The sequence below is a fragment of the Massilia sp. KIM genome, from assembly GCF_002007115.1.
GTDB lineage: Bacteria > Pseudomonadota > Gammaproteobacteria > Burkholderiales > Burkholderiaceae_D > Telluria.
In genome coordinates this window covers 1,272,802-1,298,394 of record NZ_MVAD01000001.1, presented here as the reverse complement: position 1 = coordinate 1,298,394, position 25,593 = coordinate 1,272,802, and the positions used below count along the sequence as shown (strand labels likewise).

The window sequence follows — 25,593 nt, the reverse complement described above, 5'->3', positions numbered from 1 at the left end:
CCGCGCGTCCACGGCCCGCGCCGCCGCGTAACTCCCGTCTCGGATGCAGTAGAATCCCTAGCTTTCTGGCAATTCCAACGACAAGGCCGACGATGCAAGACGCGCAGAACGAACTCAAACGCGGACTCAAGAACCGCCATATCCAGCTCATCGCCCTCGGCGGGGCCATCGGCACCGGACTGTTCCTCGGTGTCGCCTCCACCGTCAAGATGGCCGGGCCGGCGGTCCTGCTGGGCTATGCCATCGCGGGCGCGGTCGCCTTCCTGATCATCCGCCAGCTCGCCGAGATGATCGTCGACGAACCGGTCGCGGGTTCGATCAGCCATTTCGCGGACAAGTACTGCGGCCGCATGGCCGGCTTCGTCTCGGGCTGGAACTACTGGGTGATGTACATCCTCGTCAGCCTGGCCGAGCTCTCGGCCCTGGGCATCTACATGCAGTACTGGTTCCCTGAACTGCCGACCTGGGTCACAGCCCTCGGCTTCTTCGTGCTGGTCAACGCGGTCAACCTGATGAACGTGAAGGCCTTCGGCGAGATGGAATTCTGGTTCGCGCTGATCAAGGTGGTGGCCGTGGTCGGCATGATCGTGTTCGGCATCTGGCTGCTGGCCAGCGGCGGCGCCGGGCCGGAGGCGGGCGTGGCCAACCTGTGGCGCCACGGCGGCTTCTTCCCCAACGGCCTCACCGGCCTGGCGATGTCGATGGCGATCATCATGTTCTCCTTCGGTGGCCTGGAGTTCATCGGCCTGACCGCCGCCGAGGCGGACGATCCGAGCCGCACCATCCCGCGCGCGACCAACAACGCCCTGTACCGCATCCTGATCTTCTACATCGGCGCGCTGGCCGTGCTGCTCTCGCTCTACCCCTGGCAGAAGGTGATCGAGGGCGGCAGTCCCTTTGTGCTCATCTTCAAGGAGCTGGACAGCGGCGTGGTCGCCCACGCGCTCAACTTCGTGGTGCTGACGGCGGCCCTGTCGGTGTACAACGGCTGCGTGTACGCCAACAGCCGCATGCTGTTCGGCCTGGCCCAGCAGGGCAACGCCCCGCGCGCGCTGCTGCTGGTCTCGAAACGCGGGGTGCCGCTGGCGGCGCTGGCCGTCTCGGCGGCGGCCACCCTGGTGGCGATCGCGGTCATGTACTTCCTGCCGGGCGAGGCGCTGGGCATGATGATGATGCTGGCGGTGGCGGCCCTGGTGATCAACTGGGCCATGATCTCGTGGGGACACCTGCGCTTCCGCCGGCAGAAGGACCGCGAGGGCCACAAGACGGTATTCCCCAGCCCCTTCTATCCGCTGTCGAACTACCTGTGCCTGGCCTTCGTGGCGGCGCTCCTGATCGCGATGCTGCTGACCGGCTTCGAGCTCGCGGTCTACCTGATCCCGGTGTGGCTGGGGGCGCTCTGCCTCGGCTACCTCGTGCGCGAACGGCGCGTGCGCGCGGCGGCGGCCGTTTAAACTAGGCGGCGGCCTGCTGGGGCGGCTCGCGCCGCCCGATGTCCCTGGCCGCCAGGCGCGCGATCTCGGCGAAGGCCTGCACCGCCGGCGCGGCCTGGGCCAGGCTGCGGAACACCAGTCCGACCCGCCGCTTGACCATCGGCCGCAGCGGCCGCGCCACGATGCGCGGATGGGTCTCGTCCATCGCGTCCGGCAGCGCCAGCTCGGGCATCACCGTGATGCCGTCCCCCACGTCCACCAGGCCCAGCACCGTCACCATCTGCGACATCCGGTAGCGCACCCGGGGGCTCAGCCCGGCCTGGGCGAACAGCGGCTCCACCAGCGCCGAACAGCCCTGCTCCGGCATGATGAAGGGATCCTGGGCCAGCTCCTGCAAGGTGACGGCGCGCTTGGCCGCCAGGGGATGGTCGCGGTGCAGCAGGGCCATGAGCTGGTCTTCCACCAGCGGCACCGCGTCGAAACGCTCGTCCGGAAGCACCGCGAAGCCCACGTCCACGCGCCGGTCCGCCACCCACTGGATCACGGCCGCGTCGGGCCCCTCGTCGATCTGCACCTCGATGCCCGGATAGCGCGCCCGGTAGGCCCGCAGGATCGCCGGCAGCAGCTTGAGCGAGGACGTCGGCCCGAAGGAGCCGATCCGGATCAGGCCCTGGTTCAGGCCGCGCGCCACCGCCGCGTCCTGGCGCATCGCTTCCTGCAGGCCGAGGATCTCACGCGCCCGCACCAGGAGCCGCCGTCCGAGCTCGGTGACCTCGACCCCGGCCTGCTGGCGCTCCACCAGTTGCACGCTCAGTTCCTGCTCCAGCGAGCGGATCGCATGCGAGACGGCCGACTGGCTGATGCCCAAGCGAAGCGCGGCCAGGGTGAAGCCGCGCATCTCGGCCACCATCACGAAGATTTCGAGCTGGGTAAAGGTCATGGGTATGGTGCCATGAGCATTCGCTCATTTGCGCATGAGTTGGGATAAGCATTAATGTATGCCTACCCCAACCCGCAAGGCAAGCCGAAAAAATGAAAAACCAGCTCGTGTACGGCAAACTCGTCCTCGTCACCCTGTTCTGGGGCGGCACCTTCATCGCCGGCCGCATCGTCGCCCACGCGCTGCCGCCCATGACCGCCGCCGCCCTGCGCTTCGCCCTGGCCGCCGCGCTGCTGCTGGCCGTGGCCTGGAAGATGGAGGGCGGGCTGCCGCGCCTGTCCGCCAAGCAGGTCGGCGCCACCGCCGCCCTCGGCCTGACCGGCATCTTCCTCTACAACCTGTGCTTCTTCGGCGCGCTGGGCAGCATGCCCGCCGGCCGCGCGGCCCTCTTCATCGCCCTCAATCCCATCGTGACCGCTCTGGCCGCCGCCGTGCTGCTGCGCGAGCGCCTGCATGCGCTCAAGTGGGCCGGCATCGCCCTCGCCTTCGTCGGCGCCGCCATCGTGATCACCCGCGGCGATCCGCTCGCCGCTCTGCACGACCTCGGCCAGTCGCTCGGCAAGGGCGAACTCCTGATGCTGTGCGCGATCAGCAGCTGGGCCGCCTACACCCTGGTCGGCCGCGCGGCCCTGAAGGGCCTGTCGCCGATCGCCGCCACCACCTACGCGGCCCTGTGGGGCCTGCTCTTCCTCCTGATCGGCGCCGCGCCCGACCTGCTGCGCCAGGACTGGAGCCTCATCGGCTGGCAGGTCTGGACCAGCATCGCCTACCTGGGCGCCTTCGGCACCGTGCTCGGCTTCATCTGGTACTACGAGGGCGTGAAAGCCATCGGCGCCTCGCGCACCGCCGTCTTCAACAACCTGGTGCCGGTGTTCGGCATCAGCCTGGCCGCCCTGCTGCTGGGCGAGCAGGTGCTGGCTTCGATGGTCGCCGGCGGCGTGCTGGTCGCTGCTGGCGTCACCCTCACCAACCGCTAGCACCGCCGCTTCCTTGTCGCGGCTCATTTTTCCCGCCCCCGGGGCATGCTAAGGTGCCCCGTTTCCCCTGTCAGGCGCAGGGGCAAATGTTGCAGAGCAAAATGAAAATAGTTCGCCAGCGCAAGCGCGCGAAGGGCTGGCGGCTTTATCATTCCCTTGCTGCACAACACCTCAAAAAGGGAAAGTGAATATGAGCCAGAGTCAACCTCTGTCGCTGCACGTACCGGAGCCTACCGGCCGCCCGGGCTGCAAGACCGATTTTTCGTATCTCCAGGTAAGTCCCGCCGGCAGCGTCCGGCGTCCCCCTGTCGACGTGGCGCCGCTCGATACCAGCGATATCGCGTCCAGCCTGATCCGCGTGCTCGACGAAAACGGCGACGCCGTCGGCCCCTGGGCCGAGGAGCCCGACCGCGAGCTGCTGCGCTTCGGCCTGCGCACCATGATGAAGACGCGCATCTTCGACGCGCGCATGGTGATCGCCCAGCGCCAGAAGAAGATGTCCTTCTACATGACCTCGCTCGGCGAGGAAGCCATCGGCACCGCGCATGCGCTCGCGCTCCAGGATGGCGACATGAATTTCCCGACTTACCGCCAGCAAAGCCTGCTGATGGCGCGCGAAGTGCCGATGGTCGAGATGATCTGCCAGTTGCTGTCCAATGAGCGCGATCCGCTCAAGGGCCGCCAGCTCCCGGTGATGTACTCGGTGCGCCGCGCCGGCTTCTTCACCATCTCGGGCAACCTCGCGACCCAGTATCCGCAAGCCGTGGGCTGGGCCATGGCCTCCGCCATCAAAGGCGACACGAAAATCGCCTCGGCCTGGATCGGCGACGGCGCCACCGCCGAATCCGATTTCTCCACCGCCCTCACCTTCGCCCACGTCTACCGCGCCCCGGTGATCCTCAACGTGGTCAACAACCAGTGGGCGATCTCGACCTTCCAGGCCATCGCCGGCGGCGAGTCGGTCACCTTTGCCACTCGCGGCATCGGCAGCGGCATCGCCTCGCTGCGCGTGGACGGCAACGACTTCCTGGCCGTGCTGGCGGCCTCGCGCTGGGCCGCCGAGCGCGCCCGCAGCAACCTGGGACCGGCCCTGATCGAATGGGTCACCTACCGCGCCGGCCCGCACTCGACCTCGGACGACCCGTCGCGCTACCGCCCGGCGGACGACTACAGCCGCTTCCCGCTGGGCGACCCGATCGCCCGCCTGCGCCAGCACCTGACCCGGCTCGGATGGTGGTCGGACCAGGAGCACGAGGCCGTGCAGGCCGAGCTCGAGGCCGAAGTGCTGGCCGCGCAAAAGGAAGCCGAACAGTTCGGCGTGCTGGGCGACGAACGCGCCCCCAGCGCCGCCACCATGTTCGAGGACGTGTACAAGGACATGCCGGAGCACCTGCGCCGGCAGCGCCAGGAACTGGGAGTATGAGGATGGCACGCGACGATCAATCGAGGGACACGGCCACCATGCCGATGACCATGATCCAGGCGCTGCGCTCGGCCATGGACGTGATGATGGAGCGCGACGACAACGTGGTGGTGTACGGCCAGGACGTCGGCTATTTCGGCGGCGTGTTCCGCGTCACCGACGGCTTGCAGGCCAAGTACGGCAAGTCGCGCGTGTTCGACGCGCCGATCTCGGAAGGCGGCATCGTGGGCACGGCGGTCGGCATGGCCGCCTACGGCCTGCGGCCGGTGGTCGAGATCCAGTTCGCCGACTATTTTTATCCGGCCACCGACCAGATCGTGTCGGAGGCGGCGCGCCTGCGCTACCGCTCGGCCGGCGAATTCACCTCGTCGATGGTGATCCGCATGCCCTGCGGCGGCGGCATCTACGGCGGCCAGACCCACAGCCAGAGCCCGGAAGCCTTCTTCACCCACGTGTGCGGCCTGCGCACCGTCATGCCCTCCAATCCGTATGACGCCAAGGGCCTCCTGATCGCCTCGATCGAGAACGACGATCCGGTGATCTTCCTCGAGCCCAAGCGCCTCTACAACGGCCCCTTCGACGGCCACCACGACCGTCCGGTGGTGCCCTGGTCCGGCCACCCGCTGGGCGACGTGCCGACCGGTTACTACACGGTGCCGCTCGACTCGGCCTCGGTGGTCCGGCCGGGCAACGAGGTCACGGTGCTGGCCTACGGTACCATGGTCTGGGTGTCGGAAGCCGCCGCGCGCGAGACCGGCATCGACGCCGAGGTGATCGACCTGCGCAGCCTGTGGCCGCTGGACCTCGACACCATCGTGCGCTCGGTCTCCAAGACCGGCCGCTGCGTGATCGTGCACGAAGCCACCCGCACCAGCGGCTTCGGCGCCGAGCTCGCGGCCCTGGTTCAGGAGCACTGCTTCTATCACCTGGAAGCGCCGATCCAGCGCGTCGCGGGTTGGGACACTCCCTATCCGCATGCGCAGGAATGGGCGTATTTCCCAGGGCCGGACCGGGTCGGTGCGGCATTGAAGCGTGCGATGGAGGGTTGAGATGGGCATTCATGTGATCAAGATGCCGGACCTCGGCGAAGGCATCGCGGAAGTCGAAGTGGTGGCCTGGCACGTGCAGCCGGGCGACGTGGTGAAGGAAGACCAGGTGCTGGCCGACGTCATGACCGACAAGGCCACCGTCGAGATCCCCTCGCCGGTGAAGGGCACCGTGACCAGCCTGGGCGGCTCGGTCGGGCAATCGCTGGCCGTTGGCGCGGAACTGATCCGCCTCGAGGTCGAGGGCGCCGGCAACCTGTCGGCCGAGAAGGCGCGCCAGGAGCCGGTGAAGTCGGCCGCGCCAGAAGCGCCGGCCGAGGAAGTGGCCGAACCCCAGCTGGAAGTGGTCGCGGAATCCGCCGCCCCGGCGCGCGCCGCCCCGCCGCCCCCGGCGCCGGTGCGCAGCGCGCCACCGGCCGGCCGCAACATCCCCGCGCCGGCCCCCGCCATGCGCGCGCCTGGCGAGAAGCCCCTGGCCGCGCCGGCCGTGCGCCAGCGCGCCTGGGACCTCGGCATCGAGCTGCAGTTCGTGCCGGGCACCGGGCCGGCGGGCCGCATCCAGCACGCGGACCTGGACAACTACCTGGCCGGCCGCGGCTCCGGCATGGGCTTTGGCCGCGGCGACAGCCGTTACGCCCAGCGCCAGGGCGAGCACGCCGCGCCGGTCATCGGCCTGCGCCGCAAGATCGCGGAGAAGATGCAGGAGGCCAAGCGCCACATCCCGCACTTCACCTATGTCGAGGAGATCGACGTCACCGAGCTGGAGCTGCTGCGCACCCAGCTCAACGCCCGCTATGGCGCCGAGCGCGGCAAGCTGACCCTGCTGCCGCTCCTGATGCGCGCAGTGGTGCTGGCGATCCGCCAGTTCCCGCAAATGAACGCGCGCTACGACGACGAGGCCAACCTGCTCACCACCTACGAGCCGGTCCACCTCGGCATCGCCACCCAGACCGACGCCGGCCTGATGGTGCCGGTGGTGCGCCATGCGGAGGCGCGCGACCCCTGGTCCTGCGCCGCCGAGGTGCTGCGCCTGGCGGAAGCCGCGCGCAGCGGCAAGGCCGCGCGCGACGAACTGAGCGGCTCGACCATCACCATCACCAGCCTCGGTCCGCTGGGCGGCATCGTCACCACGCCGGTGATCAACCGGCCGGAAGTGGCGATCGTGGGCGTCAACCGCATCGTCGACCGCCCGGTGGTCAAGGACGGCGCCATGGTGGCGCGCAAGATGATGAACCTGTCCTCGTCCTTCGACCACCGCGTCATCGACGGCATGGTGGCGGCCCAGTTCGTGCAGACGATCCGCGGCTATCTCGAATGTCCCGCAACGCTTTTCGTGGAATGAACGGATGGAGACACTCACTACCAGTTTGCTCATCATCGGCGGCGGCCCCGGCGGCTACGTCGCCGGCATCCGCGCCGGCCAGCTGAACATCCCGACCATCCTGGTCGAGGGGGCGCAGCCGGGCGGCACCTGCCTCACCATCGGCTGCATCCCCTCCAAGGCCCTGATCCACGCGGCCGAGGAATTCCGCAAGGCGGCCAGCTACGCGGCCCAGGAGTCGCCCCTGGGCATCACCGCCGGCGAGGCCAGGATCGACCTGGAACGCACGGTGGCCTGGAAGGACGGCATCGTCAAGCGCCTGACCGGCGGCGTCGGCGCCCTGCTCAAGAAGCAGGGCGTGCGCGTCATCAACGGCTGGGCGCGCATCGTCGACGGCAAGACGGTCGAGGTGCAGGTCGCCAGCGGCGCCGACCAGGCCCTGGTGCGGATCCGCTGCGAGCACCTGCTGCTGGCCAGCGGGTCCGAACCGGTCGAGCTGCCCTTCCTTCCCTTCGGCGGGCCGGTGGTCTCGTCGACCGAGGCGCTGTCGCCGGCGTCCATCCCGCAGCGCATGGTGGTGGTCGGCGCCGGCTACATCGGCCTGGAGCTGGGCACCGCCTACCGCAAGCTCGGGGCCCAGGTGACGGTGGTCGAAGCGGCCGACCGCATCCTGCCGGCCTATGACGCGGAGCTGGTCAAGCCGGTGGCAGCCTCGCTGGCCCGGCTGGGCGTGGAGACCCGCCTGGGCACCTCGGTGCTGGGCATGGAAGACGGCAGGGTCAAGGTGCGCGACGCTTCCGGGGTCGAAGCCTGGCTGGAAGCGGACCGGGTGCTGGTGGCGGTCGGGCGCCGTCCGCGCACCGTCGGCTGGGGCCTGGAGAGCCTGATGCTCGACATGGACGGCCGCGCCGTCAAGGTCGACGGCCAGTGCCGCACCTCGATGCGCAACGTGTGGGCGATCGGAGACCTGACAGGCGAGCCGATGCTGGCCCACCGCGCCATGGCCCAGGGCGAGATGGTGGCCGAGATCATCGCCGGCAAGTGGCGCGAATTCGTCCCGGCCGCGATTCCGGCAGTGTGCTACACCGATCCCGAGATCGTGGTGGCCGGCATGTCGCCGCAGGAGGCCGAGCGCGCCGGGCTGGACGCGATCAGCGCCGTCTTCCCCTTCAGCGCCAACGGCCGCGCCATGACCATCGAGAGCACCGAGGGCTTCGTGCGCGTGGTGGCGCGCCGCGACAATCACCTGATCCTCGGCTGGCAGGCCGTGGGCGCCGGGGTGTCCGAACTGGCGGCCGGCTTCACGCAGTCGCTCGAGATGGGCGCCCTGCTCGAAGACGTGGCGCGCACCATCCACGCCCACCCCACCCTCGGGGAAGCGGTGCAGGAAGCGGCCCTGCGCGCCCTCGGCCACGCGCTGCACATCTGATTCCTTCACGCCGCCCGGGTTCCCGGGCGGCGGCTTCCCGCGTGTTCACCCGCCCGGCCAGGCGCCGGGCGATCCCTTCCATTCTGCAATTCTCTCCAATATCCACACGTTATCTGCGCTCATGTGCTAGCAGGCAAATTTTATTGGCATATGCATGAGAAACGCCAAATTTGCTAAATTTGTCATGAAAGTGTAAGATGCGCCCCCTGCGTTACCGCAGAGCAAACTTACAAGGTATATAACATGTTCAAGAAAATTGCAGCCGTCGCTGCCCTGATGATCGCCTCCTCGTCCGCTTTCGCCGTCGAGCCGGGCGCCCTGTACGCCGGTGTCGACATCGGCAAGACCAAGATCGACGACTGGTCGGACCGTGAAACCAGCTACGGCGCTTTCGTGGGTTACAAGTTCCACCCGAACTTCGCCGCTGAATTCGGCTATCGCCGCCTGGGCGACGCCGAAGCGTTCGGCGCCGACATCAAGGTCGATCAGGCATCGCTGTCGCTGATCGGTTCGCTGCCGCTGGGCAACAACTTCGACCTCTACGGTCGCCTGGGCTACAACCGCCTGGAAGCCGACGCCAAGGCGCGCGGCATCACCGTCAGCGAGTCGGAATCGCGCGCCGTGTACGGCGTGGGCGTGAGCTACGCCTTCACCCCGGCCATCTCGGCGCGTATCGAAGCGCAGAAGCCGGCGAGCGAGTTCACCAACTACAGCGCCGGCATCGTCTTCAAGTTCTAAGGAAGGCTTTCGGCCATGCCGCCTCGAGCGGCATGCCAGCGCAAGCCCGGGTTCGCCCGGGCTTTTTTTTGGCCGGCAGCCTAGTCGGCCTGGGCCCGCAGGGAGCGCGAAGGCGCCGACAGCACCGTCCCCAGCCGCAGGGCCGAATCCACGGCCTTGTCGATGTCCGGCTGGTAGCCATTGCCGATCCAGCGCAGCGCGATCTGGATGACGCCTCCGACCACGCCGGCCTGCAGCAGCTCGTCATCGATTGCCCCGGACGGGGCCACCATGCGCGCCACCTCGCGGCCGATGGCGGCCAGCGCCGCATCGAAGGCCGCGTCCACCGCCCGGCTCACGCCGCGGATCTCGACCAGGAACACCCGCGCCGACCTCGGCTCGCGCTGCAGCGCCGAGAAGTAGGCATGCAGCATGGCGCGCGAGCGGGGTATGCGCCCGCGTCCCGCGCCCTCGGCCGCGCGCAGGATCTCGCCGAGCACCGAAAAGGTGACGGCGTTGAAACTGTCGATCAGCAGGGCTTCGCTGTTGGCGAAGGATTCATAGAAATAGCGTTCGGTCAGGCCGGCGGCCTCGCACACGGCCTTGACCGTCGCGTTGTGGTAGCCGCGTTCGCCATAGACCGCGATGGCGGCAGCGATCAGGCGGGCGCGCCGGTCGGCGCGCCGCTGCTCCTGCGACTGCCCCCGGTAGGACCGGGTCGAGGGGGATAACTCAGTTGTCATACACCTATTTTGACACAATATTGCCAGAAGGATTCTGACAAGGTAGAGTGTCAAGATACAAAGGTATTTACTTGCATGATGACCCAGTCTACCCCCGTTGTCGCCGGCGCGCGCGACGATGCGCTCGACGTCCTGATCGTGGGCGCGGGCCTGTCCGGCATCGGCGCCGCCGCCATGCTGCGCCGGCGCCTGCCGCACAAGCGCTTCGCCATCCTCGAAGCGCGCGACGCCATCGGCGGCACCTGGGACCTGTTCCGCTATCCGGGCATCCGCTCCGATTCGGACATGTACACCCTCGGCTACGCCTTTCGGCCATGGACCGCGGCCCAGGCCATCGCCGACGGCCCCGCGATCCGCCAATATGTGCGCGACACCGCGCGCGAGCATGGGCTGGAGCCGCATATCCGCTACGGCCACAAGGTGGTCAAGGCCGCCTGGTCGAGCGACGACGCCCTGTGGACGGTCGACTGCGAGCTGGCCGGCGGCGGGCGCGCCACCCTGCGCGCGCGCTTCCTGCACATGTGCAGCGGCTATTACAGCTATGAGGAAGCCTACCGCCCGCGTTTCGAGGGCGAGGACCGCTACCGCGGGCGCATCGTGCACCCGCAGTTCTGGCCCGAGGCGCTGGACTACGCCGGCAAGCGGGTGCTGGTGATCGGCAGCGGCGCCACCGCCGTGACCCTGGTGCCGGCGATGGCCGAACGCGCGGCCCACGTCACCATGCTTCAGCGCAGCCCCTCCTACGTGGTGGCGCGTCCGCGCCAGGATCGCTTCGCCCTGCGCATGCAGCGCCTGCTGCCGGCGCGCCTGGCCTACGGCCTGACGCGCTGGCGCCTGATCCTCGAGTCGATCTTCCTCTACCGCCTGGCGCGCGGCAAGCCCGACATGGTCAAGCGCCACATCGTCGCCATGGCGGCGCGCCAGCTCGGCCCGGCGATCGACGCGCACACCCATTTCACGCCCAGCTACAAGCCCTGGGACCAGCGCGTCTGCCTGGTGCCGGACGGCGATTTGTTTCGCGTCCTGCGCGAGGGCAAGGCCGCGATCCTCACCGACCACATCGCCCGCTTCACCGAGCGCGGCGTGCTCCTGGCCTCCGGGGCCGAGATCGAGGCCGACCTGGTGGTGCTGGCCACCGGCCTGACGCTCAAGGTGCTGGGCGGGGCCGCGCTCGAGGTCGACGGCCGCCGCCTGGCGCCGGCCGACATCATGTCCTACAAGGGCATGATGCTGAGCGACGTCCCCAATTGCGCCGTCACCTTCGGCTACACCAATGCCTCCTGGACCCTGAAGGCCGACCTCACCGCCGGATACGTGTGCCGCCTGCTGGCCTGGATGGACAGGCGCGGCCTCGAGATCGCGGTGCCGCGCCGCGATCCCTCGGTGGGCGAGGCGCCCTTCCTGAGCTTCACCTCGGGCTACGTGCAACGCGCCAGCCACCTGCTGCCGCGCCAGGGCACGCGCCGCCCCTGGCAGGTCTACCAGAACTACGTCCAGGACCTGCTCACCATCCGTTATGGCCGCATCGATGACGGCGTCATGCACTTCGGTGCGAAAGGAAGTCTTCCATGAAGTTGAGTAACCGGGTCGCCGTCGTCACAGGCGCCGGCGGCGGCATCGGCCGCGCGATCGCGCTGTCGCTGGCGCGCCGTTCCTGCCACCTGGCCCTGTGCGACATCGACGCCGCCGCCCTCGACGCCGTCTCGAGCGAGGCGCGCGCCTTCGGCGTGCGCACCAGCACCCACCAGCTCGACGTCGCCAACCGCGCCGCCGTGCGCGCCCTGCCGGCCGCGGTGGGACTGATCCACGGCCGCGTCGACCTGCTGGTCAACAATGCCGGTGTGGCCCTGGGCGGCAGCTTCGAGCAGGTCGCGGAAGAGGACTTCGACTGGCTCATGGAGGTCAACTTCCACGCCGTGGTGCGCCTCACGCGGGTCTTCCTGCCCCTGCTGCGCGAGAGCGACGAGGCGCGCATCGTCAACATGTCTAGCATCTACGGCATCATCGCGCCGCCCGGCCAGGCGGCCTACGCGGCCAGCAAGTTCGCGGTTCGCGGCTTTTCCAACGCCTTGCGCCACGAGCTCGCGGGCAGCAAGGTCGGCGTCACCGTGGTCCACCCCGGCGGCGTGGCAACCAGCATCGCCCTGAACGCGCGCGTCCCGCGCGACGCCCCGCACGAAGAGGTCGAGCGCGGCCGCGCCATCGCCCAGCGCCTGCTGCGCATGCCACCGGAGCAGGCCGGCGAGCTCATCGTTCGCGGCATCGAGGCGGGCAGAGCGCGCGTGCTGGTCGGGAACGACGCCAAGTTCGTCTCCCTGCTCGAGCGCCTGAGTCCCGTTCACTACTGGAATATCCTGAAGAAGCTGACCACCCGATGAATCTTTCCGCCCTCCTCTCCACCTTGCTGTCCTGCGCCGGCCTGCTGCTGGGCGCCCTGGCCCTGTTCTCCTGGCGCACCACGCGCCGCATCGAAGCCTTCCTGCCGCCCTCGGGCCGCATCGTCGAGGTCGACGGGCAGCGCCTGCACGTGCGCGACCAGGGCAGCGGCCCGCCGCTGCTCCTGCTGCACGGCCTGGGCGGTAACCTCGGTCACTTCAACTATGGCGCCGTCGCGCAGCTGAGTAAGTCCTTCCGCGTGGTCGCGGTCGACCGCCCCGGCTCAGGCTACTCGCCGCGCGCCGGCGATGTCCCGGCCGATCTCTCGACCCAGGCGCGGGCGCTGGCCGGCTTGGTGCGCCAGCTCGGACTGGAACGCCCGACCGTGGTCGGCCATTCGCTGGGCGGGGCCACCGCGCTCACGCTGGCGCTCGAGCATCCCGACACCGTGGGCGCCCTGGCCCTGGTGGCGCCGCTGACCCATCCACCTGAACAGGTGCCGCCGGTGTTCCGCGGACTCCTGATGCGGCCGCGCTGGTTGCGCACCCTGTTCGCCCACACGCTGGCGGTGCCGCTCGGGATCGCTAGCAGCCGGCGCGTGCTGGCCGAGGTCTTCGCCCCGGATGCGGTGGCGCCCGACTTCGCGGTGCGTGCGGGCGGGCTGCTCAGCCTCCGACCTGCGCACTTCCTCGCCAGCTGCGCCGACTTGCAGGCGCTGGCGGCCCACATGCCGGCCCTGGAGCGCCGCTACGGCGAACTGAGCGTGCCTCTCGCCATCCTGTTCGGCCGCGACGACCGCCTGCTCGACTGGCGCGCCAACGGCCAGGCCATGGTCGAGAAAGCGCCGGGCGCGCGCCTGGAGCTGGTCGAGGGCGGCCACATGCTGCCGGTCACCCGTCCCGAATTGACCGCCGCCTTCATTGCGGAAGCGGCCGAGGCCCGCAAGCTCGCTGCATGAAGACGGGATGGAAGAGATCCACGGGGAGCGCCGTGACAGTCCGTGACGCATTTGTCGTGGCAAGCTGCTATCGTTAACCGTGCCGCCGCTGCTGGCAGGTGGCGGTCGTACCACCACGCACAATGAGCGGCAGAAGTTTGCTTTTTTCCGCAATCCTCCTTACCTGAGCACATCGATGAATGCCCTTGTCCGCTTACAGAATTGGTATGCGTCACAACTCGACGGCGATTGGGAGCATTCATATGGGATTCGTATCGAAACGCTCGACAATCCCGGTTGGTGGCTTGAAATCGACCTGTCCGGAACCGGGATCCCGGATCGACCGTTTGAACGAGTACGCCTGGGAGCCCCCGGCCACGACGCCGAATGGATCGACTGCAGACTAGAGCGAGAGAAATTTATCGCTTCAGGTGGCGTTCATCGTCTCGAGGACATGATCGGTGTCTTTCTCACTTGGGCCACGGCCGATCGCTGATCGGATTCCAGGGCGGATTCGACTCCGGATCAAGGCTTGCCGGCTTTCCTGTCGGTCATGAAGCCCTTGTCGTCAAGCTCGGCGTCCGAGCCGTCCGACAGCAGGTCATCGGTACGCCCCGCCTGCTGGTTCCCGCCTTGTCCCGCCTGGGCATTCCCTTCCTTGCCCGGCATCGCACCGATGTCGCCGGTGCCGCCCACGCCCATCGAGCCGGCGCTGCTGCTGCCGTCGCGGGTGATCTGGTCATAATTACGCCCTTTGGCGTCCTTGCCTTCGCCTTGCATCGACATGATGGTCTCCTTGTCTGGTCATATAGTCCATCTTAGGCCAGGGCGGCACAGGCGCAATCGGCGCGCTGCGGCTGCTTGTGTAGGACGAGACCGGCTACCGCCCGATCCTCTGCGCATAAAACCACAGCTACACCCCAGATGTTGCACGAGTGCAACCACAAGGGATGGCGACATGGTATAGTCGACCTGCCGCATCCCCGCGCACCCTCCCGCTGGCCCCCACCCCGCCAGTTCCGCCGCAGACCGTTTCGGTCCACGGCCACCGGCGCAAGCCCTCCAGCCATGCACACTTCCCTCCTCCGCGAACCCGCGGACGTCACGCTATCCGATAGCGCCCTGAGCAATGCGTCCTCGCGCCTCAACGCCCTGCCCGTCGCGGTCTACGAGTGGTACGTCGACGCCGACGGCAGCACCGGCTTCCTGTTCCTGTCGGAGCGCCTCGAGCAGATGCCCGGCATGCGCCGCGACGCCCTGCTCGCGGACTGGCGCAACATCCCCGTGCACCCGGACGACCGCGCTGACTGGCTGGCCTCGATCCAGGCGGCGGTCGAAAGCGGCAGCGACTGGCGCTACAGCTGCCGCCTGCAGTTGCCCGACGGCGAGATCCGCTGGGTGTGCATGCGCTCGGCGCGCACCGCGACCTCGTCCACGCGCACGGTGTACAGCGGCGTGGTGGCCGACATCACGGTCGAGCGGGCCGAGGCCGAGCAGCGCCTGGCGCGCGCCAACGACCTGCGCCGCCTCATCGAGCACATGGGCGACGCCTTCGTCGAAGTCGACCAGGCCGGACGCATCGCCGGCTGGAACGCGCAGGCCGAGAAGCTGTTCGGCTGGAGCGCCGCCGAAGCCCTGGGCCAGCCGGCCTGCGACCTGCTGGCGCCGAGCGCGCCGGAAAGCCGCAGCGGCTCGCGCTTCCTGCGCGCCCTGCGCGAAGGCGTGGGCGAGCTGGGCGAGCGCCCGACCGAGCTGACCCTGCAAAGCCGCACCGGCGCCGAACTCCATGTCGAGCTGACCGCGGGCAGCGCCGCGCCAGACGCCGCCTCGCACCTGGCGCTGGCGATCCGCGACATCTCCGAGCGCAAGGCGGCCCAGCAGCGCATCCACTACCAGGCCACCCACGACTACGTCACCGGACTGCCCAACCGCTACGAATTCATGCGCCAGCTCGAGCGCACCCTGGCCTCCGACGCGCGGGTCGGCAAGGGCGGCCGCAGCGCCCTGCTGTTCATCGACCTGGACGGCTTCAAGTGCGTCAACGACCGGCTCGGACACGAGACCGGCGATCGCCTGCTGCGCATCGTGGCCGAGCGACTTCACATGTTGGTGCGCAAGACCGACGTGGTGGCCCGCCTGGCCGGGGACGAGTTCGCCCTGCTGCTGACCAACCTGGCCGACCCGGCCACCGACGCCCTGGCCCTGGCCCACAAATGCCTGGCAGCGGCCGAGAATCCCGACCCGGCGATCGCACGCGTGTGCCGCGTGTCGGCCAGCGCCGGCATCGCGATCCACGACGGCAAGCTCGGCGCCGAGGAGCTCCTGTGGCAGGCCGACGCCGCCATGTACATCGCCAAGCAGCGCGGCAAGAACAACGCCGCCTTCTACACCCCGGGCGCCCAGACCATGCCAGGCGTGGACGCGCTGGCCGGCGGCGCCCCGCTGCCGGCCTGCGAACCCGAGCGCCTGCGCGCACTGCGCGCCACCCAGCTGCTCGACACCGATCCCGAGGAGCTGTTCGACCGCATCACCCGGGTCGCGGCCAGCGCGCTGGGCGTGCCGATCAGCCTCGTGTCCCTGGTCGACAACGAGCGCCAGTGGTTCAAGTCGAGCTGCGGCCTAACCGCGCGCGAGACCTCGCGCGACAGCTCGTTCTGCGCCCACGCGATCCTGTCTGACGACGTGTTCGTGGTCCAGGACGCGGCCGCCGATCCGCGCTTCGCCGCCAATCCGCTAGTGCTGGGCGAGCCGCGCATCCGCTTCTATGCCGGGGTGCCGCTGCACGCCGGCGGCCAGCGCATCGGCTCCCTGTGCGTGATCGACACCGTGCCGCGCCTGCTGCCGCACAAGGACCTGCAGGTGCTGCGCCAACTGGCGCGCACGGTCGAGGACCTGATCGCCCTGCGCAGCGCTGCCGCCCAGGCTGCGGCCCACCTCAACACCCTGACCAGCCTGAGCGGCCCGCGCCGGGTGCGCCCCCAGCTCCAGCGCGACCCGCTCACCGGCCTGCCCGACCGCCTGGCGGTGGAAGACGTGCTGCGCGCCCACCGCAGCAACGCCGACCCCGGCCGCACCGCCGCCCTGGTCCTGCTCGACGTCGACAACCTCTCGGCCATCAACGAAAACCACACCCACGTCACCGGCGACCATGTGCTGGCCACGCTCGCGAGCCGCCTGCGCCACCACGCCGGCCCGCTCGACCTGGCGGCGCGCGCCGGCGGCGGCACCCTGCTGTGCTGGATCGACGTCCCGGCCGAGGAGGTCCAGCGCCACATCGCCTCGCTGCACGCGCTGATGAACCGCCCGGTGTACGCGGGCGGCGACGCCCTCGAGCTCACCGTCACGCTCGGCTACAGCGTGTTCGGCCGCGACGGCGAGGAACTGGAAACCCTGATGTGCAAGGCCAATGCCGCCCTGCGCCACGCCAAGTCCCAGGGCCACGGCAACCTGCGCGCCTTCCAGGCCGAGCTGCACAAGCCGCGCCAGCGCTCGCTCGAACACGAGCTGCGCAGCGCCCTGGCGCGTAATGAATTCTCGCTGGTCTACCAGCCCAAGGTCGATTTCGCCAGCGGACGGGTGAGCGGGGTCGAGGCCCTGCTGCGCTGGCGCCACCGCGAGCGCGGCATGATCGCCCCCGCCGACTTCATCCCCGTGGCGGAGACGAGCGGCCTGATCATCCCGATCGGCGAATGGGTGCTGGAACAAGCCTGCGCCCAGCTGCGCGCCTGGCGCGACGCCGGCTATACCCACCTGACCATGGCCGTGAACCTGTCGGCGCGCCAGTTCCACGACGAGGCCCTGGTGGCGCGGGTGGTGCGCCTGCTGGAACGCTACGAGCTGCCGCCCGACGTGCTGGAACTCGAACTGACCGAGACCACCTCGATGCTGGACGCTCAGCGCAGCATCGCCATCATGCAGGAGCTGCGCGCGGCCGGGGTCACCCTGTCGATCGACGACTTCGGCACCGGCTACTCGAGCCTGGCCTACCTCAAGCGCCTGCCGATCAACAAGGTCAAGATCGACCGCGCCTTCGTCTCGGACGTCGAGCACAGCGCGGAGTCGCGCGCCATCGTGCAGGCCATCGTCAACGCGGTGCGCTGCCTCGGCCTGGCCGTGGTGGCCGAGGGCATCGAGACCCTGGAACAGGCGCGCATCCTGATGGCCGACGGTTGCGGCGAAATGCAGGGCTATTACTTCGGCAAGCCGAGCACGCCCGAGCTCTGCCCGCTGCGGACCTGCTACCAGGCCGGCTGAGGCAGGGTCGCGCCGGGGGCGGCCGGGCGTTCGCCGGCCAGCACCCGCATCAGCTGCTCCAGGTTGTAGGGCTTGCGCAGCACCACCGCGTCAGGCCAGTTGTTCACTTCCCCGGTGCCGGTGGCGAACACAATGCGCATCGCCGGCGCGATGGCGCGCGCCTGGGCGGCCAGCGCGTCGCCCGACATCCCCGGCAACATGACGTCGGTGATCAGGAGCTCGGTGCTGTGGTCGATCATCGCGAGGGCGGTCTCGGCGTCGGCCGCCGAGCGCACCTCGTGGCCTAGGTGCTCGAGCAGGGCCTGGGTGTTCATGCGGATGTTCTCCTCGTCCTCCACCAGCACGATGCGAAAACGCCCGGCCGGCAACGGCGGCGGCGCCGGACGCTCGGCCTGGAGCTTCTTCTGGTTGGCGATCACCTGGCGAATGCGGCGCGCCAGGCTCTCGCGGGTATAGGGCTTGCCGAGCAGCTCGACGCCCGGGTCGAGCCTGCCGCCATGCACGATCGAGTTTTCGGTGTATCCCGAGGTGAACAGCACCGCCAGGTTGGGCAGGCGCTCGCGCGCCATGCGCGCCAGGTCGACGCTGCGCAGGGTGCCCGGCATCACCACGTCGGTGAACAGGACGTCGATCGGCACGCCGCTCTCGACCACCACCAGGGCGCTGGCGGCGTCGGCCGCCTTGAGCACGCGGTAGCCGAGCTGGGTCAGCATCTCCACCACGGTGGTGCGCACCGCTTCGTCGTCCTCCGCCACCAGGATGGTCTCGCTGCCGCCCACCGCCGGCTGGGGCGCTTCGATCGGCCCGAGCGGCTCCTCGGCCGCGCTGCTGCGCGGCAGGTAGAGCTTGACGGTGGTGCCCTGGCCGGCCTCGCTGTAGATCTTGACGTGGCCGCCCGACTGCTTGACGAAGCCGTACACCATCGACAGCCCCAGGCCGGTGCCCTTGCCTTCGTCCTTGGTGGTGAAGAAGGGCTCGAAGGCGCGCGCCAGCACCTCGGGCGGCATCCCCGGCCCGGTGTCGGTCACGGCCAGCATCACGTACTGGCCCGGCAGCACGTCGCCGTGGTTGCGGCAGTACAGGTCGTCCAGCACCGCATTGGTGGCTTCGATGGTCATGCGCCCCACGCCGCCCATGGCGTCGCGCGCGTTGATGGCCAGGTTCAGGAGCGCGTTCTCGACCTGGGCCACGTCCACCGCCGTGTTCCACAGCCCGCCCGAGATCACCATCTCGATCTCGATTTCCTCGCCCAGCGCGCGGCGCAGCATGTCTTCCATGCCGGCCACCAGGCGCCCGATCTTGATCACCTTGGGTTCGAGCGGCTGGCGCCGTCCGAAAGCCAGCAGGTAGCTGGCGAGCTTTGCGCCCTTGTCGACCGCCTGGCGCGCGTTCTCGATCCAGCGCGCGTGCTCGCCCTGCTGGCCGGCGGGGCCGGCCATCTCCAGCAGTTGCAGATTGCCCGAAATGATCTGCAGCAGGTTGTTGAAGTCGTGGGCCACGCCGCCGGTCAGCTTGCCGATGGTTTCCATTTTCTGCGACTGCTGCAGCGCCAGTTCGGTGCGGCGCATGGCCTCGAGCTGCTCGCGGTCGGCGGTGATGTCGCGCCCGATGGCGTGGATGTGGTGGGCGTCGGGCGCGGCGGTCCAGGACAGCAGGCAGTAGCTGCCGTCCTTGCGGCGGTAGCGGTTCTCGAATTTGTAGACGTAGTTGCCTTCGCCGAGGGAGGCCATTTGCGCCAGGGTCGCCGCGCGGTCGTCCGGATGCACCAGCTCGAGGAAGTTGCGGCCCACGAATTCGGCTTCGCTCCAGCCGAGCAGAGCGGAAAAGGCCGGGCTGAGCGCCTCGACATTGCCGTCGAAGCCGGCCACCAGCAGGATGTCCTTGGACAGGCGCCACATGCGGTCGCGCTCCGCCGTGCGCGCCGCGACCTGGCCTTCCAGGTCGCTGCTCAGGGCGGCGTAGTGCTCGGCCGTGGTCTTCTGTTCCTGGATGTCGGTGGCGGTGCCGACCCAGCCGCCGGCTTCGCCCGACTCGCCCATCACCCCGGACTCCGGCCCCAGGCGCACCGCCCGCGCCAGGTGCCAGCGGTGGCCGCCGTCCGCCCCGCGCAGGCGCAGCTCGGCCTCGAAGGGCCCTGCCGCCCGCCACCGCCGCCTCCCAGCGCGCCGCCGCAGCCGCGCGCTGCTCCTCATGCACCAGGCTAAGCCAGCCCAGGCCCTGCAGCTCCTCGTACCCCAGGCCGCTGTAGTCGTAGACGTGGCGGTTGAACCAGTTGAGGCGCCCGTCCGGGCCGGCCGCCCACACCTGGTGCGGCATGGCCTCGGCGAAGGTGCGGAAGCGCCGTTCGCTGTCGTGCAGGGCGCGCGCGCCCAGCACCTTGGCGGTCGACTCCAGCACCACGGCGATCACGCCGACGATGGCGCCGTCGCCGCCGACGATGGGGGAGTAATCGAGGTTCGCCCATACCTGCTCCGGCGCGCCCGAGCGGTGCAGGGTCAGCTCCTGGTCGGTATAGGACAGCGTGCCGCCGGCCAGCACGGTCTTCATGACGTGTTCGTTGAAGTCGGCCAGCTCGGGCCAGCCTTCGCGCACCCGCGAGCCGAGCAGCCCGGGGTGGCGCCCGCCGGCGAAGCCGGAATAGGCGTCGTTGTAGATCATGACGCCCTCTCCTCCCCACAGGGTGACGATCGGCACCGGGGAGCGCAGGATCAGGTCGACGGTGGTGCGCAGCACCTGGGGCCAGTCGGATATCGGTCCCAGGCTGGTGGCGCCCCAGTCGTAGGCGTCGATGATCTTGCCGAGTTGTCCGCCGCCGTGGGCGAAGGTCCGAGGGGCTGCCGCTGCCAGTTGCGCCATGCTGGATGAGAGAGGAATTGTGAAAGCGCTAATTGTAATATCTCAAGTTCAATTTCCGAAACAAGGGGCGCGGCAATCGTGCGCACCGGAAAATGTTCCGGTATGTAAGCCCGATGCGTAGGCCCCATGTACAATCCGTCAATACTGTAGAAAAACCTATTTGCCTATGATGTCCACCCACCGCGCCCTGATGGTGTTCGCCGATCCGGCGCTGCACCGCTCGCGCATCAGCCGCCGCGTCGGCGACGCCGTGCGCAGCCTGCCCGGCGTCCAGGTCCAGGACCTGTACGAGCTCTACCCCGACTTCTTCATCGACGCCCGCAACGAGCGCAGCCTGCTCAAGCAGTCGGATCTGCTGATCTTCGGCTTCCAGCTGGCCTGGTATTCCATGCCCTCGCTGCTCAAGGAATGGGTCGACGTGGTGTTCAAGCCCGAATGGGCCGAGGGCGCGGGTCCCCTGCGCGGCAAATCCTGCTGGGTGGCCGTGGCCTGCAACAGCATGGAGGCCGACTACCGGCCCGGCGGGCGCCACGGCCGGCCGCTGACCGACTACCTGGCGCCGCTGGAACAGGCCGCGCGCGCCTGCGGCATGCATTGGATCGAACCCCACGTGTACTACGGCGCCGACCGCGCCGACGCCCAGGCCATCGATGCCCACGCCGCGGAGCTGCGCGAGCTGATGGCCGCCCACATCGCGCGCCTGCCGGCGCCGCAAGCCATCGAGGGAGGCGGCCATGGAGCATAGCGTGCTGACCGTGGCCATGGTCTACCTGGCCGCCGCCGTGGTCGCGGTGCCGCTGGCGCGCGCCCTCGGCCTGGGCGCGGTGCTCGGCTATCTGCTGGCCGGGATCGCGATCGGCCCCTGGGGCATGGGATTGATCAGCAACGTCGAGACCATCCTGCACTTCTCGGAGTTCGGGGTGGTGCTGCTGCTGTTCGTGATCGGCCTGGAGCTCGAACCCCAGCGCCTGTGGTCGCTGCGCCGCTCGATCTTCGGCTGGGGCGCGGCCCAGGTCGGCGGGGTCACGGCGGTGCTGTGCGTGGCCGCCTGGCTGGCCGGGATTTCCTGGCAGGTGGCCCTGATCGCCGCCCTCGGGCTGTCGCTGTCCTCGACCGCGATCGCCCTGACCACCATGCAGGAGCGTAACCTGCTGCCCACGCCGGCCGGCCAGGCCGGGTTCTCGATCCTGCTGTTCCAGGACATCGCCGCGATCCCGATGATCGCCCTGGTGCCGGTGCTGGGCGCGGCCGACGCCCACGCGGACGCCGGCGCCGGCGGCGCGCTCAAGGCCGCCGGCGTGATCGTCGGCCTGCTGGTGGTCGGCCACTACCTGGTGCGCCCGGTGCTGCGGGTGATCGCGCGCACCCATATGCGCGAGATCTTCACCGCCTTTGCCCTGCTGCTGGTGATCTCGGTCTCGCTCCTGATGTCCTGGGTCGGCATGTCGATGGCGCTCGGCGCCTTCCTCGCCGGCGTGCTGCTGGCCGATTCCGAGTACCGCCACGCGCTGGAGACCGACCTCGAACCCTTCAAGGGCCTGCTGCTCGGCCTGTTCTTCATCGCGGTCGGCATGTCGGTCGACTTCGGCGTGTTCCTGGCCCAGCCCTGGCGCATCCTCGGCCTGGCCCTGGGCTTCCTGGTGCTCAAGACCGGCGTGATGTACCTGCTGGCGCGCGCCTTCGGCATGGCCGGGCGCCAGCGCACCCTGTTCGCCTTCCTGCTCTCGCAGGGCGGCGAATTCGCCTTCGTGGTGTTCGGCGCGGCCGCCACCGCCAGGGCGTTTTCGGAAGAAACGGCCTCGATCCTGGTGCTGGTGGTGGCGCTGTCGATGATGGCCACGCCGCTGCTGCTGATCTTCTACGACCGGGTGCTCGAACCGCGCTGGAACGGCCAGCGCAAAAAGCGCAAGAGCGACCCGATCGAGGCCAACGAGGGCCATGTGATCATCGCCGGCTTCGGCCGCTTCGGCCAGATCGTCGGCCGCCTGCTGCACGCCAACCAGGTGCCGCTGACCATGCTCGACCACGATCCCGACCACATCGACACCCTGCGCGACTTCGGCTTCAAGGTCTTCTACGGCGACGCCACCCGCATCGACCTCCTGACCGCGGCAGGCGCCGAGAAGGCGCGCGCGCTGGTGATCGCGATCGACGGCATCGAGGACAGCCTCAAGCTGGCGGAAGCCGTCCGGCGCGAGTTCCCGCAACTGCCGATCCTGGCGCGGGCGCGCAACATCACCCATTACTACGAGCTGATGGACCTGGGCGTGACGGTGGTCGAGCGCGAGACCTTCGAGTCGGCCCTGATGATGGGGCGCAGGGTGCTGGAGCAGCTCGGCTTCGGCGCCTATCTGTCGCGCCAGGCGGCGATGCGCTTCCGGGAGCACAATCTCAAGACCGTGCTCGAGGTCTATCCTTATTACAAGGACCGCGAGCAATACGTTTCCCAGGCCCGCCGCGCCAACGAGGAGCTGCACGCGATGTTCGAGCGCGACTTCGTCGCCATCAAGCGCGACCGCGAGGACGAGGACGCCTGAAGCCGGTCCAGCGTGCGGATGTGTGTTGCGGAACTGGAAATATTGGTCCCACACGCATCCCGAGTGTGGCGCATTAGCCGCGCAGGGCTGGTGTTTCCGCACGGCAATCCATATACTCGGGCGACTCGCACGGCGCCGCCGCATCGGCCGCGCCGCCTCTCGCATGCTGCCCCGTTATGTTGGATACCACCCTCGCCCCGCCGGACCTGCTTGCCTTACTGGCCGAAGAGAATTCCGCCCTGGTCGAGAATTCCCTCGACATGCTGTCCCTGCTCGATGCCGATGCGCGCTTCTTGCGCGTAAACGCGGCTGCGCGCGCGATCCTCGGCTATGAGCCCGGCGAACTGGCAGGTCGCCGCTATACCGATTTCGTGCACCCGGAGGACCTGGAACGCGCGCTGCACATCGAAACCCGGCTGCGCCATGGAGAACCCGAATTGCGCGACGTCCGGCTGCGCTTCCTGCGCAAGGATGGCGCGGTGATCCTGATGTCGACCGCGGTGCGCCGGTGCGTGCGGCGCGGCCGCATGTACGCCAGCTCGCGCGACGTCAGCGCCCAGCAGCAGATCAAGGACGGACTGCTCCAGTCCGAGGCGCGCCTCAATGCCATGCTGGACAGCATTGGCGACGCCTTCTTCGCGGTCGACGGACAGTGGCGCATCAGCTATGCCAATAGCAAGGCGGCCTACTTCGTGGGCGTCACGGTGGAAGCGGCGATCGGCCGCTCGCTGCTCGAGATCGCGCCCGACCTCGAGCACTCGCAAGCCCTGGTCCATTATCGCGAGGCGATGGCCACGCGCCAGGCGCGCAGTTTCGAGGTCTACTGGGAACCGCACGCGATCTGGCTCGAGGTGCGCGTCTATCCCAGCGAAGGCGGGCTCTCGGTCTACTTCCACGACATCAACGAAAAGCGGATGGCGGAAGCCGCGGTACGCAAGAGCGAACAGCGCTTCCGCAGCCTGTTCCAGCAGGCCGGCGACTCGATCATGATCGTCGATCAATCCCTGCGCATCGTCGCGGTCAACGGCCGCGCCTGCGAGCTGTTCGGCTACTCCGAACAGGAATTCCTGGCACTGCGCGTCCCCGACATCAAGCTCGATTCGCCGCGTGATGCGCAGGCCCTGGGCGCGATGCGCGCCGGCCAGCCGGTGCTGCTGAGGGCACGCAAGAAGCGGCGCGACGGCAGCAGCTTCCCGGCCGAGGTCCAGATCTCGCGCATCGAGGACGATGGCGAGGAGCTGTTCCTGGCCATCATCCGCGACCTGAGCGACCGCGAGGAGTCCGAACGCCGGCTGCGCGAGCTGGCGACCCACGACACCCTGACCGGCCTTCCCAACAGGGTCCTCCTGGGAGAGCGCATGCAGGACATGCTGGAGCGCTGCCCGCCCGGGGAGTCGGTGGCGGTGATGTTCCTCGACCTCGACCGCTTCAAGGAGGTCAACGACTCCTTCGGCCATGAGATGGGCGACGAGTTGCTGTGCGAGGTTGCCACGCGCCTGCGCGATGCGCTGCGTCCGGAAGACGTGATCGCGCGCCTGGGCGGCGACGAATTCGTGGTGGCGGCGGCCTGCGCCGGCGGCGCGGGAGCGGCCGCCCGCATCGCCGACAAGCTGCTGGCGGTGCTGGCGGCACCGGTGGCCGTCGGCGGCCACGACGTCATCGTCGGCGCCTCGATCGGCATCAGCCTGTATCCCCAGGATGCCGGCACGCGCGAAACCCTGTTCCAGACCGCCGACACGGCGATGTACCGGGCCAAGTCCTCGGGACGCAACCGCTACCGCTTCTTCGAGCCCGAGATGACGGTCGCGACCCGCGAGCGCATGGCGCTCGAAGTCTCGCTGCGGCCGGCGCTGCCGCGCCGCGAGTTCGAGCTGCATTACCAGCCGCGGGTGGACCTGGCCAGCATGCGGCCGGTGGGGATGGAGGCCCTGATCCGCTGGAATCATCCGGAGCGCGGCCGGGTGTCGCCCCAGCAGTTCATCGGCATCGCCGAGGAAACCGGCCTGATCTGCGAGATCGGCCACTGGGTGCTGCAGGAGGCCTGCACGGCGACCCGGCGCCTGATGGACGAGTTCGGGCGCGAACTGCGGGTCTCGGTCAACGTGTCGGCGCGCCAGCTGGCCCGCCCGCGCTTCGGCGACGAGGTGCGCGAGGTGCTGGCCGCCAGCGGCCTGCCGCCCCACTGCCTCGAGCTGGAGCTGACCGAGAGCGCCCTGATCGAGGACATCGAGCAGACGGCGGGCATCCTGCGCGAACTCAAGAAGCTCGGGCTGGCGCTCGCGGTGGACGACTTCGGGACCGGCTATTCGGCCCTGGCCTATCTGCGCCGCTTCCCGATCGACGTGCTCAAGCTCGACCGCTCCTTCGTGCTGGAGCAGGACGACGCGATCGATAGCTTCGACTTCGTCAAGGCCTTCGTGGGCATGGCGCACGCGCTCAAGCTGGCGGTGGTGGCCGAGGGCGTGGAGACGGCCGAAGTGCTGGCCTTCCTGCGCGCCGCCCAGTGCGACGAGGCGCAGGGATACTACCTGGCCAGGCCGATGCCGCTGGAGGCCCTGCGCGAACGGCTCGGCGCCTGGCCCGCTTCGCCATCGATCGGCTGAG

Annotated in this window: 20 protein-coding genes and 1 pseudogene; 16 read left to right on the top strand and 5 right to left on the bottom strand. The window is 69.0% G+C overall.

The window, feature by feature from the left end:
- Positions 1-92: 92 nt before the first annotated feature.
- The gene (locus B0920_RS05595) at positions 93-1,454 is read left to right on the top strand and encodes an amino acid permease (protein ID WP_078031558.1); all 1,362 of its coding nucleotides are present in this window, start codon (positions 93-95) and stop codon (positions 1,452-1,454) included.
- Position 1,455: 1 nt separating this feature from the next.
- Here B0920_RS05595 and B0920_RS05590 read toward each other — a convergent pair whose 3' ends face one another.
- On the bottom strand, positions 1,456-2,373 hold the full coding sequence (locus B0920_RS05590; protein WP_078031557.1) for a LysR family transcriptional regulator: 918 nt from the start codon (positions 2,371-2,373) through the stop codon (positions 1,456-1,458).
- Positions 2,374-2,465: 92 nt separating this feature from the next.
- On the opposite strand from B0920_RS05590, the gene B0920_RS05585 reads away from it, so the two are divergent.
- The 6 genes from B0920_RS05585 to B0920_RS05560 all read left to right on the top strand — a co-directional run bounded on the left by B0920_RS05585 (position 2,466) and on the right by B0920_RS05560 (position 9,307).
- Positions 2,466-3,350, top strand: a complete 885-nt coding sequence (locus tag B0920_RS05585) for a DMT family transporter (RefSeq protein WP_078031556.1) — start codon at positions 2,466-2,468, stop codon at positions 3,348-3,350.
- Positions 3,351-3,540: 190 nt separating this feature from the next.
- Positions 3,541-4,773, top strand: coding sequence for a 3-methyl-2-oxobutanoate dehydrogenase (2-methylpropanoyl-transferring) subunit alpha (locus B0920_RS05580; RefSeq protein ID WP_078031555.1), 1,233 nt, complete (start codon positions 3,541-3,543; stop codon positions 4,771-4,773).
- 38 nt (positions 4,774-4,811) lie between these two features.
- A complete protein-coding gene (locus tag B0920_RS05575) occupies positions 4,812-5,822 on the top strand; it encodes an alpha-ketoacid dehydrogenase subunit beta (RefSeq protein WP_179119172.1) in 1,011 nt (336 codons plus the stop codon).
- Between the two features lies 1 nt (position 5,823).
- Positions 5,824-7,161, top strand: coding sequence for a dihydrolipoamide acetyltransferase family protein (locus tag B0920_RS05570; RefSeq protein ID WP_078031554.1), 1,338 nt, complete (start codon positions 5,824-5,826; stop codon positions 7,159-7,161).
- 4 nt (positions 7,162-7,165) lie between these two features.
- A complete protein-coding gene (lpdA, locus tag B0920_RS05565) occupies positions 7,166-8,569 on the top strand; it encodes a dihydrolipoyl dehydrogenase (RefSeq protein ID WP_078031553.1) in 1,404 nt (467 codons plus the stop codon).
- Between the two features lie 243 nt (positions 8,570-8,812).
- A complete protein-coding gene (locus tag B0920_RS05560) occupies positions 8,813-9,307 on the top strand; it encodes a porin family protein (RefSeq protein ID WP_078031552.1) in 495 nt (164 codons plus the stop codon).
- An 80-nt stretch (positions 9,308-9,387) separates the two neighbouring features.
- Here B0920_RS05560 and B0920_RS05555 read toward each other — a convergent pair whose 3' ends face one another.
- Complete coding sequence (locus tag B0920_RS05555) at positions 9,388-10,029, bottom strand: TetR/AcrR family transcriptional regulator (protein ID WP_078031551.1); 642 nt, start codon at positions 10,027-10,029, stop codon at positions 9,388-9,390.
- Positions 10,030-10,104: 75 nt separating this feature from the next.
- Between B0920_RS05555 and B0920_RS05550 the strand changes: the two genes are divergently transcribed.
- The 4 genes from B0920_RS05550 to B0920_RS05535 all read left to right on the top strand — a co-directional run bounded on the left by B0920_RS05550 (position 10,105) and on the right by B0920_RS05535 (position 13,838).
- Positions 10,105-11,601, top strand: a complete 1,497-nt coding sequence (locus B0920_RS05550) for a flavin-containing monooxygenase (RefSeq protein ID WP_373887874.1) — start codon at positions 10,105-10,107, stop codon at positions 11,599-11,601.
- Positions 11,598-12,407 carry an SDR family oxidoreductase gene (locus B0920_RS05545; RefSeq protein ID WP_078031550.1) on the top strand — a complete coding sequence of 270 codons (810 nt, stop codon included), beginning with the start codon at positions 11,598-11,600 and terminating at the stop codon, positions 12,405-12,407. The genes B0920_RS05550 and B0920_RS05545 overlap by 4 nt, the downstream gene beginning before the upstream one ends.
- On the top strand, positions 12,404-13,363 hold the full coding sequence (locus tag B0920_RS05540) for an alpha/beta hydrolase (RefSeq protein ID WP_078031549.1): 960 nt from the start codon (positions 12,404-12,406) through the stop codon (positions 13,361-13,363). Before B0920_RS05545 ends, B0920_RS05540 begins: the two co-directional genes overlap by 4 nt.
- A 79-nt stretch (positions 13,364-13,442) precedes the next feature.
- Entirely contained in the window at positions 13,443-13,838 is a 396-nt protein-coding gene (locus B0920_RS05535) for an immunity 53 family protein (protein ID WP_218669340.1), read from the top strand.
- 29 nt (positions 13,839-13,867) lie between these two features.
- Here B0920_RS05535 and B0920_RS05530 read toward each other — a convergent pair whose 3' ends face one another.
- On the bottom strand, positions 13,868-14,128 hold the full coding sequence (locus B0920_RS05530) for a hypothetical protein (RefSeq protein ID WP_078031547.1): 261 nt from the start codon (positions 14,126-14,128) through the stop codon (positions 13,868-13,870).
- Between the two features lie 282 nt (positions 14,129-14,410).
- Here B0920_RS05530 and B0920_RS05525 point away from each other — a divergent pair, with 282 nt between their 5' ends.
- Positions 14,411-17,596: an EAL domain-containing protein gene (locus B0920_RS05525; RefSeq protein ID WP_179119099.1), complete on the top strand. Its 3,186-nt coding sequence runs from the start codon at positions 14,411-14,413 to the stop codon at positions 17,594-17,596.
- Here B0920_RS05525 and B0920_RS05520 read toward each other — a convergent pair.
- A complete protein-coding gene (locus B0920_RS05520; protein ID WP_229455200.1) occupies positions 17,581-19,788 on the bottom strand; it encodes a response regulator in 2,208 nt (735 codons plus the stop codon). The two genes, B0920_RS05525 and B0920_RS05520, sit on opposite strands and share 16 nt — an antisense overlap.
- Positions 19,789-19,795: 7 nt before the next feature.
- Positions 19,796-19,912 (bottom strand): annotated as a pseudogene (locus B0920_RS26225) (hypothetical protein); the annotation flags it as partial.
- A 340-nt stretch (positions 19,913-20,252) separates the two neighbouring features.
- Between B0920_RS26225 and B0920_RS26390 the strand changes: the two are divergent.
- From B0920_RS26390 to B0920_RS05505, 4 genes are all read left to right on the top strand, one after another.
- Positions 20,253-20,378 carry a hypothetical protein gene (locus B0920_RS26390; RefSeq protein ID WP_267873359.1) on the top strand — a complete coding sequence of 42 codons (126 nt, stop codon included), beginning with the start codon at positions 20,253-20,255 and terminating at the stop codon, positions 20,376-20,378.
- Between the two features lie 240 nt (positions 20,379-20,618).
- Positions 20,619-21,197, top strand: a complete 579-nt coding sequence (locus B0920_RS05515; RefSeq protein ID WP_078031545.1) for an NAD(P)H-dependent oxidoreductase — start codon at positions 20,619-20,621, stop codon at positions 21,195-21,197.
- A complete protein-coding gene (gene kefC / locus B0920_RS05510; RefSeq protein WP_078031544.1) occupies positions 21,187-22,989 on the top strand; it encodes a glutathione-regulated potassium-efflux system protein KefC in 1,803 nt (600 codons plus the stop codon). Before B0920_RS05515 ends, kefC begins: the two co-directional genes overlap by 11 nt.
- 176 nt (positions 22,990-23,165) lie before the next feature.
- Entirely contained in the window at positions 23,166-25,592 is a 2,427-nt protein-coding gene (locus B0920_RS05505; protein WP_078031543.1) for a bifunctional diguanylate cyclase/phosphodiesterase, read from the top strand.
- Position 25,593: the final 1 nt, after the last annotated feature.